This window comes from Paraburkholderia sp. BR14374 (genome assembly GCF_040948685.1).
Lineage (GTDB): Bacteria > Pseudomonadota > Gammaproteobacteria > Burkholderiales > Burkholderiaceae > Paraburkholderia > Paraburkholderia youngii.
The window spans coordinates 539,115-553,270 of the sequence record NZ_JBFPKF010000005.1 but is presented as its reverse complement, the minus strand read 5'-3'; the positions used below and the strand labels follow the sequence as shown (position 1 = coordinate 553,270).

Annotated in this window: 17 protein-coding genes and 1 other RNA gene; 10 read left to right on the top strand and 8 right to left on the bottom strand. The window is 60.0% G+C overall.

The features are described from left to right. The first annotated feature begins 31 nt into the window (after positions 1–31). On the top strand, positions 32–745 hold the full coding sequence (gph, locus tag AB3X86_RS15750) for a phosphoglycolate phosphatase (RefSeq protein WP_176124352.1): 714 nt from the start codon (positions 32–34) through the stop codon (positions 743–745). 87 nt (positions 746–832) lie between these two features. Further along, positions 833–1,202, top strand: a transfer-messenger RNA (tmRNA) gene (ssrA, locus tag AB3X86_RS15745). 433 nt (positions 1,203–1,635) lie between these two features. Here ssrA and AB3X86_RS15740 read toward each other — a convergent pair. Further along, entirely contained in the window at positions 1,636–1,917 is a 282-nt protein-coding gene (locus AB3X86_RS15740; protein WP_145956369.1) for a hypothetical protein, read from the bottom strand. Positions 1,918–2,074: 157 nt separating this feature from the next. Here AB3X86_RS15740 and AB3X86_RS15735 point away from each other — a divergent pair, with 157 nt between their 5' ends. After that, positions 2,075–3,469 (top strand): hypothetical protein, encoded by a 1,395-nt coding sequence (locus AB3X86_RS15735; protein ID WP_368596651.1) that lies wholly within the window; start codon positions 2,075–2,077, stop codon positions 3,467–3,469. Between the two features lie 88 nt (positions 3,470–3,557). On the opposite strand, the gene AB3X86_RS15730 is transcribed toward AB3X86_RS15735, so the two are convergent. The 7 genes from AB3X86_RS15730 to AB3X86_RS15700 form a co-directional block, all read right to left on the bottom strand. After that, a complete protein-coding gene (locus tag AB3X86_RS15730) occupies positions 3,558–3,998 on the bottom strand; it encodes a LacI family transcriptional regulator (protein ID WP_368596650.1) in 441 nt (146 codons plus the stop codon). After that, the gene (locus AB3X86_RS15725) at positions 3,995–5,359 is read right to left on the bottom strand and encodes a recombinase family protein (RefSeq protein ID WP_368596649.1); all 1,365 of its coding nucleotides are present in this window, start codon (positions 5,357–5,359) and stop codon (positions 3,995–3,997) included. Before AB3X86_RS15725 ends, AB3X86_RS15730 begins: the two co-directional genes overlap by 4 nt. Next, positions 5,356–5,853: a DUF2924 domain-containing protein gene (locus AB3X86_RS15720; RefSeq protein WP_368596648.1), complete on the bottom strand. Its 498-nt coding sequence runs from the start codon at positions 5,851–5,853 to the stop codon at positions 5,356–5,358. The genes AB3X86_RS15725 and AB3X86_RS15720 overlap by 4 nt, the downstream gene beginning before the upstream one ends. Further along, on the bottom strand, positions 5,850–6,068 hold the full coding sequence (locus AB3X86_RS15715; protein WP_368596647.1) for a hypothetical protein: 219 nt from the start codon (positions 6,066–6,068) through the stop codon (positions 5,850–5,852). The genes AB3X86_RS15720 and AB3X86_RS15715 overlap by 4 nt, the downstream gene beginning before the upstream one ends. Positions 6,069–6,194: 126 nt before the next feature. Next, positions 6,195–7,409 carry a hypothetical protein gene (locus AB3X86_RS15710; protein WP_368596646.1) on the bottom strand — a complete coding sequence of 405 codons (1,215 nt, stop codon included), beginning with the start codon at positions 7,407–7,409 and terminating at the stop codon, positions 6,195–6,197. A gap of 3 nt (positions 7,410–7,412) precedes the next feature. After that, positions 7,413–8,324 carry an ImmA/IrrE family metallo-endopeptidase gene (locus AB3X86_RS15705; protein WP_368596645.1) on the bottom strand — a complete coding sequence of 304 codons (912 nt, stop codon included), beginning with the start codon at positions 8,322–8,324 and terminating at the stop codon, positions 7,413–7,415. Further along, complete coding sequence (locus AB3X86_RS15700) at positions 8,321–8,641, bottom strand: helix-turn-helix domain-containing protein (RefSeq protein ID WP_124661103.1); 321 nt, start codon at positions 8,639–8,641, stop codon at positions 8,321–8,323. The genes AB3X86_RS15705 and AB3X86_RS15700 overlap by 4 nt, the downstream gene beginning before the upstream one ends. Before the next feature lie 204 nt (positions 8,642–8,845). On the opposite strand from AB3X86_RS15700, the gene AB3X86_RS15695 reads away from it, so the two are divergent. The 7 genes from AB3X86_RS15695 (at position 8,846) to AB3X86_RS15665 (ending at position 14,142) form a co-directional block, all read left to right on the top strand. Further along, positions 8,846–10,075 (top strand): hypothetical protein, encoded by a 1,230-nt coding sequence (locus tag AB3X86_RS15695; protein ID WP_368596644.1) that lies wholly within the window; start codon positions 8,846–8,848, stop codon positions 10,073–10,075. Continuing rightward, the gene (locus AB3X86_RS15690) at positions 10,038–11,039 is read left to right on the top strand and encodes a hypothetical protein (protein ID WP_368596643.1); all 1,002 of its coding nucleotides are present in this window, start codon (positions 10,038–10,040) and stop codon (positions 11,037–11,039) included. Before AB3X86_RS15695 ends, AB3X86_RS15690 begins: the two co-directional genes overlap by 38 nt. Positions 11,040–11,222: 183 nt before the next feature. Continuing rightward, the gene (locus AB3X86_RS15685; protein ID WP_368596642.1) at positions 11,223–11,441 is read left to right on the top strand and encodes a helix-turn-helix domain-containing protein; all 219 of its coding nucleotides are present in this window, start codon (positions 11,223–11,225) and stop codon (positions 11,439–11,441) included. 10 nt (positions 11,442–11,451) lie between these two features. Then, positions 11,452–11,937 carry a hypothetical protein gene (locus AB3X86_RS15680; RefSeq protein ID WP_368596681.1) on the top strand — a complete coding sequence of 162 codons (486 nt, stop codon included), beginning with the start codon at positions 11,452–11,454 and terminating at the stop codon, positions 11,935–11,937. A gap of 2 nt (positions 11,938–11,939) precedes the next feature. Beyond that, positions 11,940–12,692 carry a Bro-N domain-containing protein gene (locus AB3X86_RS15675; RefSeq protein ID WP_368596641.1) on the top strand — a complete coding sequence of 251 codons (753 nt, stop codon included), beginning with the start codon at positions 11,940–11,942 and terminating at the stop codon, positions 12,690–12,692. Beyond that, the gene (locus tag AB3X86_RS15670; RefSeq protein WP_368596640.1) at positions 12,692–13,513 is read left to right on the top strand and encodes an ATP-binding protein; all 822 of its coding nucleotides are present in this window, start codon (positions 12,692–12,694) and stop codon (positions 13,511–13,513) included. The genes AB3X86_RS15675 and AB3X86_RS15670 overlap by 1 nt, the downstream gene beginning before the upstream one ends. Positions 13,514–13,515: 2 nt before the next feature. Then, positions 13,516–14,142 (top strand): hypothetical protein, encoded by a 627-nt coding sequence (locus AB3X86_RS15665; RefSeq protein ID WP_368596639.1) that lies wholly within the window; start codon positions 13,516–13,518, stop codon positions 14,140–14,142. The last annotated feature ends 14 nt before the right edge of the window (positions 14,143–14,156 follow it).

Below are 14,156 nucleotides of genomic sequence, written 5' to 3'. Positions count from 1 at the left end.
AGAACCCGATCCGCCGTATCCGAAACGAACAATGAGCGACCCGACTCCCCTGCCGCAACGCGAAGACAACGACGACACGCTCGGCTTTTGCCTCGCCGTGCTTTTCGACCTCGACGGCACGCTTGCCGACACGGCGCCCGACCTCGCGGCAGCCGTCAATAAAATGCGCCACGACCGGGGACTCGAGATGGTGCCGCTCGAGAAGTTGCGCCCGCTCGCCTCGGCCGGAGCGCGCGGACTGATCTGCGGCGCGTTCGGCATCGGGCCCGATCATCACGAATTCGCATCGATGCGCGAGGAGTTTCTCGCGAACTACGAAGCGGACCTGTGCATCGAGACGACGCTCTTTCCGGGCATCGCGGAAGTGCTCGACGAACTCGACGCGCGCGGCGTGCGCTGGGGCATCGTCACGAACAAGGTCGCGCGGCTCACCGAACCGCTCGTCGCGCAACTCGGGCTCGAGGAGCGCGCCGGCTGCGTGGTGAGCGGCGACACGACCCCACATTCGAAGCCGCACCCCGCGCCGCTGCTGCACGCGGCGCGTGAGCTGGACATCGCGCCGGAGCGCGTCGTTTATATCGGCGACGATCTGCGCGACGTGCAGGCCGGTTTTGCTGCCGGCATGAAGACCGTCGCCGCCGCGTACGGCTATTGCGGCAATGACATTCCGCCGTCACGGTGGCACGCGCAACACGTGGTGGAATCCACGGCCGAGTTGCAGACGCTGCTGCGCGACATTGTCTGACCAAGTCCGGCCAGCCAATGCGTGCGACGCGTGCCGTCGATCTATTGTAAAATCTCCTTTGGCTCATATATGTGAGCAACGAACCGCGGGGGCGACCTGGTTTCGACAGGGGTTGCGAAGCGGCTAGGGCATGTCGAGGACCCGTCACCTCGTTAATCAATGGGAAAAACGTAACTGCAAACGACGATACGTTCGCACTGGCAGCCTAAGGGCCGCCGTCCTCTGCCTAGTTCACTGACGGGCTAGTGTCGCAAGACCGGTAGCAATACCGACAGAGGTCATATACGTCAGTTAAGCCTTGGCGGCGTCACGACGTCCGGGTCGAAAATCTAGTGAATCGCCGCAGCGCAGCGTGTTCGTCCGCGTCGCTGCGGTTAAATCAAAAGACAGAACTAAACATGTAGAACTGGTCGTAGAGGACTTCTGGACGCGGGTTCGATTCCCGCCGCCTCCACCAATATTCGAACCCCAACCGCTCTCGGTTGGGGTTTTTTCTTGCCAGCTTGCCCCAGTCTCCGCGTGTTTGCGGGGATTCCTGCGAACGCCTGTGGACTTTGCCGGCCAGCCAGGCGGCCCGTTTCGGGCCACTTTCCACTCTCTCCCGGTCATTTCTCTCTACGGCTGCGCTCTCCCTGCCCCACAGGAAGTCCGCAAAGGCCGCGGGGCATTTCTTTGCAAATCAATGTGTTACGCGCGGACGAATCAAGCAGTTAATTTTCCAGCACTGGCGAATGAAAGGAGCTGAACCGCGCTTCAAGCGAAATTCAGACGTTGATCGGCAACGGAACGTCAGATTCGCCGGCTACCGACGGTCGTCGATATCGCAGTCGCGGCACCGCACGAAAGGCTGGGTGCCGCTTTCATCAGATAATTCAGAGTGAACTAAAGGGCTATTCGCGGCTGAAACCAGCTTCACTCAGGCACTCGTTCACGAGCGATTCCGCTTCCTTCGCTGCGCGAACGATGCTGATCTGATCGTTCTGGATCTTCGTCTTGACGCGCATGTACACGTTGTAGCTATCCCATGTTTCGCCAGCAGCATTCAGTTCTGCCTCAACGATCGCCCTAACGATCTGCGGGTCGCGATAGCGCTCGAGCAAACGATTGAAGGCCTTAGCTTCCAGCGCTTCCCCGGCAGTTCCGGAGACTGTTTTGACAACTTTGGTGAACATGATTTCTCTCCATTTCGATGAGTTGGACCAGCGCATGTGCGCCGTTGAGCATCTTGCATTCGACTAAAGCAGGTTAGTATCCCTGGATTGGAACCACCCAATCTCACCCTTGACAATGTCGACAATTTCAGAAACCGAGAGTGCGTCGATCGATCTGATGGATGCATACCTGCAGTTGCTGCTTACCGTCACATGGCAGCATGAGCAAGGCGACGGACTCGAACGCCTCGTCGAGCTGGCGGAATTGGTACGTCACAAAGTCGATGCGTGCGCAGATACTTTCGAATCGGATACCGAGCGGGCACTCGCTACCAACCAAATCCTAGATTCACTTCAGGACGCCAAGCGGCCGTCAGCGCCAACACGGCACCGGCATTCTTTGGGTGATTGGACATCGACCCCGGCAGGCGCTGATTTGCCGCGTCTGCACCGGGAAACCGAAGCGCCTTACTGGGTGGTCAGGCCCCTTGTGGCAGAGGCTAAACGCGACGTGGAAGCACGAGTACCACGACGCAACTTATCAAACCGCGTAAGCGGAACCATTCATGCGATTGGAAAAAAGGAGGGCTTCCCGTTTTATGTGCCAGCCTTGTCTGCTTGCATTGTGGATCTCGCCAGCCGACCTGGCCGTATTTCGGACAACGAAATGCGAACCGAAGTAGCACGCTATCAAGAGGTAGCGGAACGCTTGGCCGCAAACACAAAACTGATAGCACGGTCGCAAATCGTTGCTGAACTGCAGCCAGCCGCAGAGCAAATCCACCTTCAGATCGATCAGTGCTATTCGTGGGCCGATCTCGCTCGATACGCCGCGAAGGAAACCAGCCTGAAGGCTCTCGGCCTATACACGCAGTTGAACTTCTACGGTCTGGTCAAGGACGGGCACTTCTCTCCCGAAGCCGTAAAGACAAAGCTGATTCCAACCGCTGAGTTTCATCGGCACTTCAACCTATGGTTCGTCCGCGGTATGACGCTTTTATTGAACGGAGATGACCGCGAAACGAGAATCATGCGTCGTAGCATTGTCGACGCGGAGCGTGCAGATGTGCGCGTGTACGGCAAGCGCGTACAAGACTCGCTGGTGTTGCTCGTTCCCTGCGACGATGAAGCATTCGACATCGAGCGGCAACTGGCACTACTATTACTAAGGCTCAACTCGGTCCGGCGAAAACATAACATCGTCCCAGACAGGCCGGCCGAGTTTTTCGAAAGGCTGCCACAGAGTCTTCACCAACTTGTCGCCGATCATGGCATCCGACGCAAAGTCATCGGCACTAAAAAAACACTCCTGTTTTGCCTCGCGGGACTCATCGCCGAAAACGTGTACAAGTATCGGGGGCGACACGACACAGTGCTAGCTAACGGTAGGCGGCTCAAAACGCGTGAGGACGCCGACATGTATGTCGCAGGCTTGCTGAAGCAACATGGCTTTCAATACAGCGCGGAAACTCTGCGCAAGGGGCGCGCACGATTTCGCCGGGAATTTCTTGACCGTGTGCCGGTTATTTTCGGCCTCGATGAGCCTGTGCACTATGAGAACCCTGACCGGTGATGCGCTTACGTTGCTAGCGACCGCTCCGTCCGGGAAACGGCCGTCACTTATACCGGGCTGCATGAGACTGCCGTTAGGCCGCGGCTAGTCACTCCACGGCTCTGATTCGCTCTCGTTGCTGCTCCCACAGAGCGGGTGGATCGACGGCTAGATCGAACAGCGTGATGTGGTCCGGCAGTGCGTCATCAAGGACGGCTGCAACAATGTCGGGTGCTAGCGAGGTCAGGTTGACCATGCGGCTCACATAGCTGGGGTCGACGTTTTCGCGGGCAGCAATTTCCTTGAGCGACTGCACTTCGCCCGACGTCAGCATCCCCAGCCAGCGGTGACCTCGGGCCAACGCCAACTGCAGCGGCGTGGCCGTGGTGTTGTCCCAAGGTCGAGGTTTCATGGCTTCACCGCTGGGCAGCGTGACTAATTTGCGGCCGCTACGCCGCTTGATCCGGATCGGCACATACAAGGTCAGACGGCCGTCGCTTGCTTCTACGACGGTTGGCTCCCCTGCCTGCTGGATCGACATCTTACTCATGCCATGACCTCCTCGGCCCCACCATCGGTCGCCGGTCGCAATTCAAGGACCAGGCGCTCGATGCCGTTCGCGCGCAACCGCACTTCCAGATCATCGGGCGACACGATCACCTTCTCGACCAGCAATTTGACGATCCTGGTCTGCTCTGCCGGGAACAGCTGGTCCCAGATCGCATCGAGACGGGTCATCGCCACGGTGACCATGGCCTCGTCCAAGTTGGGGTCGAGTGCGATAGCCCGAGGCAGCATATCCCCGATCAGGCCCGGTGACCGAAGGATCGCCCGTAGTTGATCCAGCACCGCTGCCTCGAGTTCGGCCGCCGGCAAGGTAGGCAGACCCGACGCACCGGCATGCTCCTTTTTCTCGCGCTGAGGGACGTAGTAGCGATATCGACGCCCGTCTTTCTTCACGGTGGAAATTGGCGACAGCGCCCGGCCGTCGCTTCCGAACACCATACCCCTGAGCAGACAATGCACCTTTGCCAACTTCGCCCGTGTGGCGCTCGCGCGCGCACGACCATTGGTGGACAGGATTGCATGAACTCGGTCCCACAGCTCCCTATCGATGATCGACGGATGCTCTCCCGGATACCATTGGTCCCGATGGCGCAATTCCCCGAGGTAGGTACGGTTGTGCAGCAGTTTGTAGATCAGCGCCTTGTCGATCGGCCGCCCCTTACGGACTTTGCCATCCTGCGTGGTCCAGGCCTTCGACGTCACGCCATCGAGTCTCAACTCCTTGACCAAGAGGGTGCTCGATCCGATTTCGACGAAACGCCGAAAGATGTGGCGCACGAGTTTTGCCTCGCCGTCATTCAACACCAGTCGCCGATTCACGACGTCGTACCCGATGGGTGGAATACCGCCCATCCACATGCCCTTGCGTTTGCTGGCAGCGATTTTGTCGCGAATCCGCTCCCCGGTGACCTCGCGCTCGAACTGGGCGAAGGACAGCAGGATGTTCAGCATCAGTCGGCCCATCGAGGTCGTGGTGTTGAATTGCTGGGTGACCGAAACGAACGAGACGCCCTGACGCTCGAACACATCGACCATGCGGGCGAAGTCAGTCAAGCTGCGCGTCAGCCGGTCGATCTTGTAAACCACCACGATGTCGATCTTGCCCGCCTCGATGTCTGCCATCAACCGTTTGATCGCAGGACGGTCCATGTTCCCGCCCGAGTATGCCGGATCGTCGTAGTCATCGGCGACGGGAATCCAGCCCTCGGCACGCTGGCTCGCGATATAGGCGTGTCCCGCATCGCGCTGCGCATCGATCGAGTTGTACTCCTGGTCCAGCCCCTCGTCGGTAGATTTACGCGTGTAGACGGCACAGCGCAGGCGCCGTATCAGTGAATCGCTCATTTCCGCCCCCGCTGTTTCACACCCTTCCGCTTTCCCGGCTCCGTGAGACCAAAAAATACGGGACCTGACCAACGGGTCCCGGTAATTTCACGGGCAATCATCGATAGGCTCGGGTATAGCCGACCTTCAAACTCATATCGGTCGTCCGCAATGACCGTCACGCGATACTCGACCTTCTGGTATTCGCGAGTCAGCACCGTCCCCGCTGGCGGACGGAACGATCGCGCCTTCTTCGTGAGCTTGCCGGTTTCTACCAGATTGGCAATGCGGCGCTTGTTCCTCTCAAGCAGGTTTGGATCGACCTTGCGAAACTCGACTTCCTGCAGTCGGTAGGCAATGCGGCGCTCGAGAAACTGCCGGTTGTGCGTGGGCGTATCGCCCCCGATCAGTCTGCGCCAAAGCGCCTTGATTTCTGCCATGGGCAGATCAGGCAATCGGGCGATTTGCGCAGCCACCGACGCTGGCGTCGTGTATGCACGCGGGCTCGTACTCATCTGGACTCCGTATTTTTGTTGTTGACGGGGTCTGTATGAACGCGCTGGCGTCCAGATAAGGCAAGCTCAAACTCACTCTCCGGCAGGCGCTTCGTGGACTGTGAAAAATGGCTGACGCGCAGGCGCACAAGCCCGTTGGCCAGCAGCGACGCGACTTCGAGCCGGCGCTGCTCCGGGGTCATCCGTTCGGGGGAAATCTGGTTTATCTCGTGCATCGGTACCGGCCCTCTCCGTCAAACTCGCCTTGAAAGCGAAATTTTCCAGACGAACCGTCACCGACACCATGAGGGAGTTTCGTATGCGCGCATACGGATGCAGGCTATCGCAAAAACGCGACTGAATCAGACCGCGAGATGATGGGCCAGAACGGTCTTCATAAACTGATTGCCTGCGGGCGTAGAGGCCAGCAGATCCCGGATCTGGGTCTTGACCTGCCGAATATCCATGCCTTCCGTTGATGCGGCCTTCAGCACGGCAGAATACGCATCGAGTACATCGGTGCCCGTGATTTCATAACCATGGCCAAGCGAAATCCATCGCAATGAAGCAAGTCCGGCAGCAACCGCGAACCCAGGCTGAAGCTCGGCAAAATCTCTTGCTGCGCGCGCCAGTGTGCGCGGGGCGGTCGGGCTGCGCGTGACCAACTCGATGGCAACGTCGAACAGGCCAGCATCCTTCGCGGCGGCGAACCACTTGCCTTCAGCACCGGGAGTGCTGGCAACCAAGTCGCGCAGGATCTGCTCCGGCGGCATGTTCGGGTATTTTTTGGCGATGGCGCGAAAGGTGGCGAGATTGGTCGTGCCTTGATTGGCTTCGATCGCATAGCGTCGATATGCATCCTCCGCCATGCCCGACGACAACAGAAGGGCTTCGCAGGCTTCGGCAATCTGCCAGCTAGGGTCGTTCAAGCCGCGCGATTGCTCTGCATATCGAATCGCCTCCGCCTTCTTCCCCATCGCTGCGAGCGCCTTTACGCCCCATTGGCGGTAATGCCACCACTTGAACGGCGCCCGCTCCAGCAACGCGAGCAGTTGTTCATGGCGACCGGCGGCGTACAACGAAGCAAGGCATGCACCCGTCCCCTTGAAAAAACCGTGACCGGAGGATTGGGAACCCCAGACATGTTCGACCAGCGGCAAGAACTCATCGACCCACCGGGCAGCAATCTCTCGGGTGACGCACAATTCGCCCCAGTGCTCCCCGAGCGATTCGATGTAGGGCATCTCATCGTCCTGCAAAGCCTGCCACAGGCGTTCGACCCAACGCTGCCGAACGCACGCGTCGACATCCGCCTTCGCAATGATCGGCACCAGTGTTTCGATGGCCTTGTTGACCGCAGTGCCCAAGGCGCCCGAGGAACTATCGACCTGCTCCAGCGCGGGCGACAGCTTTTCGAGGAGCAGCACCGCCCCCTCGGCCGCAACCACTGGCTCCTTACGTGCGACCGCCTTGATTTCTGAAAGCGCTTCCTTGATACGCTGAATCGGCGTGTCGGATCGCCAGCCGAAGGCGTTGCGGCGGAAACGCGAACTGAACTGCCATTTGTACGCGCTCATGATCTACCGCACCGGGTACTGTCCGTTGCGGACGAACCGGTCGAAGCTGTCCTCCTCGGCCTCTTCATCATCGTGCCGGGGCCGTTGCCATTCCGCGTCGGGCAACGACAGCAGCGTCAACGTATAGTCGTACTGCCCTGCCACCCGGGTCATTTCGGTAACGGGCATGCTGGCAGGTTCATGTGGAAACCAGTGCTGCGCTCGGCCCGTCCGCTGATCGCCTGCTCTCCAGCCGTTATCGCTGTGGGCAAGCGCCTGACGAGGCAACTCGATGGTGTTCCTGCGCGTTGCAAAATATGCCCCCGATTTGAACGCCGCATCGTTCGATTTCGCCCATAGCATATGGTCGTCGCGACTGGCCACGAGCACGACACGCTTCTGCGCGATTTCGGTCCAGCGCAAAGCTGCCGCTGTCAGAGAAACACCGTAGCGATCAGCGCAGTGACCGAGCAGATCAAAGCTGACCGGCTGCCCGTCCACCTGTCGCCGGAAATCATCCAGCGGCATGAGCAGGGTCGAGGCGAAGACATCCGCCTCAGCCTCGATATCGCGCCCATTGTTGTCGCCCGTCTCAATGTCATCGGTGCCGCACTCAAAACGGTCCTGCTGATGGCGATGCAGCAGGTAGTGGGCAAATTCGTGAGCGACGGTGAAGCGCTTGCGCCCCTCCGATCGCACGGCGCTGTTATAGACGATGAGCCATTTCGACCGTGCCTTGTTCGCAGCCAGCATGCCTTCAAAATCATCCATGTCCTCGCCGACCACCTTGTCGATCGGCGAATCTGCGAAGCACTGCCGTGAATACTCCAGCGTCAGTTCATCGACCTTGACCGGAAAACGGTCCACGCCGAGCACGGCGTTCAGCATCGACGAAATCTGATTAGCTGCCGCCTTCGGCTTTTTCACAGCCGTCATTCGTCCTCCCAGGCATCCAGGATCTTGCGGATCTTTTTCTTGTCCGGCTCGGACATGCTCTTGTATTTGCGGAAGAAAGCCTCGTCGACCACTTCCTCGTCTGGAGTCGTCGTGGACTCGTTCAGCAGAAATTCCGTCGTCACATCGAGCACGGCTGCGATCTTCCCGATCTTCTCAGCCGACGGCTTCGGATCGTCCTTGTTTTCCAGCTCCCAGATATAGCTCTTGCTGGAATCGGTCAGCTCGGCCAGCTGCTCAAGGCTAAGCCTTTTTTCCTTGCGGCGCGCACGGATCTTGTCACCCAGAGGGGATGGCACTGAATTCTCCTGATCGTTCCGGTTTACCCAGAAAATGATACCACCCGACCGAACGAATTCGTAACTGCTTGACAAACCCCTCTCTGTCCCGAAATAATCATATCCGTTCGGTAAACCGAACGCCATCGGTCTGTACACCCCGATAAAAAACAGGGCCACACAGACCGAAGCCAGCCTGATCCACACGTTGAGAAAGGGGTAGCGATGAACGATGCAGAGAATCTGTCGAAATTGCTGGGCCATGTGACGCCGGCCGTGTTCCACGAATTCATGGTCGAAAAATTCGGCCTGGATTTGGTGGATCTGGATGACGACCAGACCAAGCGGGACCAGCGGGCGGCGATGGAAGCCGAACTGACGAGCCTCGATGTCGGGGAACGGCAGCAGATCGAGGAGGTCGCCGAACGCATCGTGTTGCTGTCCGATGGTCCTGGGCAGGACGTCATTGACGGGATCAGCCAGGACATCTTCGATGAACAGGACCAAGCGGCGTTTTCCGCAATCCGCAACCAATACGAACGCGCCATCTGGCTGTACCGCCATGCTCCGGCGCTTTTCGATGACGCGCTGAATGCCCGGCAGGCGGACGTATTCCGCCAAAGTGCTACCTGCTATTCGGGGTACTTGGCCCCCAAAGATCTCGCAGTGCTGGACGATGTGGAAGCGCGTCAGTCCTTCCACAATGCAGTGGCCGAGCAGCTTGGCTGTGCAGCGACAGACGTCGCCGTACAGGTGTTCAAGCGACTGCGCCCGGACACACAGACCGGCGAGGACATCGAGCTGTATCAGATCAGTGTCCACCACAACCGCCCGCCCGAAATCGTCGATTGCGTCCAGGACAGTGAACTGGTGCCGCAGGAGGTCGTGCGTGCCGTGTCCTCGCACGTCACCTACGAGCCGGCGAACGGTCACCTGGAAGTCCTGTCGAAAGACACCGACGGCCGTGAATCGCTGGCGCGCATCGCAGCAGACTCGTTGCTGCAGTCGCCGATCACCGGCGAGAAGGTCCCGCTCAAGCAATACGATTACCAGAGCCTGGCAGCGCGCCGGAATTTCGACATCTCCGGCGAAAACGTCGCATCAGTCAAAGTGATCGAGCTCGGCTATGCATCCGAAAACCACCGATCACTGTTGGTAAAAATTTGGGCAAAGGACACCGACGACATCTACACGGCCGCCCGCTCCCTGATCTCCCCGACCTTCGATTTCCGTGACCACCACCTCAATTACGCGAAGCTTTCCATTCGCATCAAGAAGGTCGGCACGGATCGCGCACGCACGATCACCATCATTCTGCGCGACGAGAATCGCTGCAATATCAAGACCAAACGCGAAAAAGATCGGGCGATGTGCGACCGCCTGCTGGCCAAGTGGCATCTCGTGAAGGAGATCGGTGATGCGGACGACGCCCCTGTCGACGCGCTCGCTGCTTGAGCTGCTCGCACTGTTCGAACAATCGAACCAGCCGATCCCCGACGCGGACGGGCAACGTCTGCAGGGCGTGCCCGGATGGAGCCTGTCGCGCACGACGGCCCTGTCCCGGCGTGATCTTGACACATGGACCGAGTGCATCGGATACGCCGGTGGCTACCCGGCTCCCTGCGGCGATGAAACTGTCATGGTCGATCTCGAGGAAGATGAACCCGGACGGTATCGCTATCGCTGTCCCGAAACCTTCCGCTCCAAATACGTGTCGGCTGATCTCGCGTCGGTTCATGCTGTTTCGGACACCAAGGTGTTGAACTATCTGGCGGACCTGCTGGGAATTCCACAGGCTCACCGTCGTGGCGTCACGACGCCTGCCATTGGTGGCACGCTCTGGAATCTCGGCAAGATGCGCATAGCCGACGCGCAGGTCGATGTATGGCTGACACGAGGACTGTCTTCATCCATCGATCAGGTCTTCGACCATTTCCGTGCTGCGTCGCTACCCGAACAGGGCTTGATCTTCACAACAGGCCAAGCCCTGCCCGACATCGTGCCTCCGCCCCGGAGCTACCGCATCGTTCCGATCTCCAACGTTCTAGTGGACTACGTGGTCAAGCCACAGGTCGACACCGACCTGATCCATCGCCTGCTGGTGGCCCCGACAGGCAGCAAGGAGGAAAAGTCGCTCCCGGTTCGCTTCGACCCGTACACCAATACGCTGGTCATCGCCACCAAGGCGGACAAGCCTTGGACAATCAAGGGTGCCAAGCAGGTCGCCGTGGTGAAGTATCTGGTCGAACAGTTCGAAAACGGCCGTACTCGCGTTTCTGCCGGTGACATTCTGGTTGCCGCTCACGGCTCACGGGAGGCAGCACGCGGCAAGCGCGTTCCGAGCATCTTCAGCAGCAACAACCAGTGGCTCGACTACCTTACACATGACGACGCCGGGTATGGCATCAAGCTGGAATAAACCGGCGCTGACATTCGACTTCACGCACAACCGCCTTCGGGCGGTTTTTTGCTTTCTGGGCCCAGCTTTTTCTTGCTCCGTCTGAGCCCGTACAGCGGCCCGTACATGTCGTTGGCTGACGCCCGTACATCCCGAATTCGAACATGACCTCACGTTTTCGCAACCACCCGAAAGGAGAAAAACGTGAGTATCAAACACCTCAATCAACGCGATCTGGCTGAACGCTGGGACGTTAGTGAAGCCACGCTTGAGCGCTGGCGCTCAGACGGTATCGGCCCGGTATTCCTGAAGTTGCAAGGCCGCGTGCTCTACCGCCTCGAGGATGTCGAATCGTTCGAGGCCGAGAGTCTGCGCAAGAGCACGTCCGAGCGCGCAGATGCTCAAACCGCCGTCGGTCAGTGAGGGGAAAGCCATGAGCGACATGACGATCCTCCCGGCCGATCTCATGGCCATGTCTGTGGCCCAGATCGCAGCCTTGCCTGCAGCCCAGAAAGCCGCAATTCATCGCAACGTGATCGATGCGAGCGAATGGATCAAGGCCACTCGCACGAAGTTTGACGCAGCGCTCGACGCTGCCTATGGCGAGCAGGCACGTAACGCACTGCGTGACTCCGGTCGTGATTACGGCACCACGCATGTGTCCGACGGTCCCCTGCGCATCACGTTCGAACTGCCACGTCGCGTGTCATGGGACCAGCAGCGTCTTTCCGAAATAGCCTCGCGTCTCACTGCTGCTGGTGAGCGCATTGAGGACTATCTCGACGTCGAGTTCTCGATCGCTGAATCGCGTTTCAACAACTGGCCACCGGCACTGCGCGAGCAGTACTCCCCTGCACGCACCACCAAACCCGGCAAGCCGGCGTTCCGCCTGGCCCTCATCGATGACATCGGAGCCTGAGCATGACGAACATTCTGCCGTTCGAATTTGAGTCCCATGCCGTGCGCGTCAACGTCGACGACGCAGGCCAGCCGTGGTTCAACGCCAACGATGTGTGCGCCGTGCTCGAGTTCGGCAATCCGCGCCAGGCTGTCGAATCGCACGTCGATGACGATGATGTCCAGAAATTGGACACCATCGATGCTATCGGTCGCACGCAACGTACCAACCACGTCAACGAGTCAGGGCTGTACGCCCTGATCATCGGCAGCACCAAGGACGCGGCAAAACGCTTCAAGCGCTGGGTCACGAGCGAGGTGCTGCCAGCGATCCGCAAGACCGGCAGCTACAACGCCGTCGCCAGCCTGCCCGCACCGACCCAGGACCGCGTGTCGTCGATCCTGCTGATCGGCGAGGCCGTGGCGAAGGTGCCTGGCGTCAAGGCCGGCATTGCGATGGCTGCAACGCTGACCTGTATCCACGAGAACACCGGTATCGCCGTCGAAACGCTGCGCCGCGCGTTGCCTGCTGCGGATACGCCCATCTGCTCGCTCAACGCCACGCAGGTTGGTCAGCTTCTGAGCATCTCGGCGAAAGCGGCGAACCAGCGCCTTGCGCGTCACGGTCTGCAGGCGCGCAATGACCGCGACGAGTGGGAACTGACCGTGGCGGGCGAGGCCTGGGCCGAGGCTATGCCCTACTCGCGCAACGGTCACTCCGGCTACCAGATTCTCTGGAATCCGGCTGTCGCCGAGCTGCTGAAGGAGGCTGCGTGATGGCTCTGCCCATTATCACAGCCGATCAGCGGCTTGCCGAACGTCAGGGCGTCAAGATCGCCGTGCTTGGCAAGAGCGGGATTGGCAAGACCAGCCTGCTGAGAACGCTGCCCGAGGCCTCGACGTTGTTCGTCGATCTCGAGGCCGGCGACCTCGCGGTACGCGACTGGCAGGGCGATTGCATGCGCCCGGCTACCTGGCCGGAATTCCGCGACCTCGTCGTGTTCCTCGCAGGCCCCAACCCGGCCCTGCCACCGGAGGTGCCGTTCTCGGACGCGCATTTCCGCCATGTATGCGAACGCTTCGGCGATCCGGCGCAGCTGGTCCGCTACGACACGTACTTCGTCGATAGCATCACGGTGCTCGCGCGCCTGGCACTGATCTGGGCCAGAACCCAGCCGCAGGCCGTGTCCGATCGCACGGGCAAGCCCGACATGCGTGGTGCCTATGGCCTGCTCGGCACCGAAATGCTCGCGGCACTGACCCACCTACAGCATGCGCGCGGCAAGAACGTCGTGTTCGTCGCGATTCTCGACGAGCGCGTCGACGATTTCAACCGCAAGGTGTTCGCCCCGCAAATCGAAGGCTCGAAGACTGCCGCCGAGCTGCCCGGCATCGTCGACGAGGTTGTCACGCTCGCCGAGATCAAGGCTGACGACGGCACAGCGTACCGCGCATTCGTCACCCACACGCTCAATCCCTACGGCTATCCGGCCAAGGATCGCTCTGGTCAGCTCGACCTGCTCGAGCCGCCCGATCTCCACGCACTGATCCGCAAATGCGCAGCCGCAGCTACCCAATCTACGACGACGAGGAAGTGATCATGTCCCAATGGAACGACTTCAACGATGCCGATGCACAGCACACTGGCTTTGAACTGATCCCGAAGGGTACCGTCGTGCCGGTTCGCATGACCATCAAACCCGGTGGCTACGATGATCCCGAGCAGGGCTGGACCGGCGGCTACGCGACCGAATCGTTCGAGACGGGCTCGGTCTACCTGGCCTGCGAGTTTGTCGTGACCGACGGCCCGTATGCCAAACGCAAGATGTGGACGAACATCGGCCTCCACTCCCGCAAGGGGCCGACCTGGGGGCAGATGGGGCGCAGCTTCATCCGGGCAATTCTCAACAGCGCTCGTCACGTCCATCCGCAGGACAACAGTCCGCAGGCATCGGCTGCTCGCCGTATCGAGAGTTTCGCCGATCTCGATGGCATCGAGTTCATCGTGCGCGTGGACGTCGAGAAGGATGCGCGCGGCGATGACCGCAACGTCGTACGCATGGCAGTCGAACCGGATCACGCCGATTACGCCGCGTTCACGAGCATTGCCACGAAGTCTCCCAGCTCTGGTGGCCAGTCGGGCGCGCCGGCACAGACCGCGCCGACTTTCCGTCCCGCGCCGACCACGACCCGACCGGCACCGGCGGGGAAACCTGCCTGGGCCTGACGCGGAGATCCTCA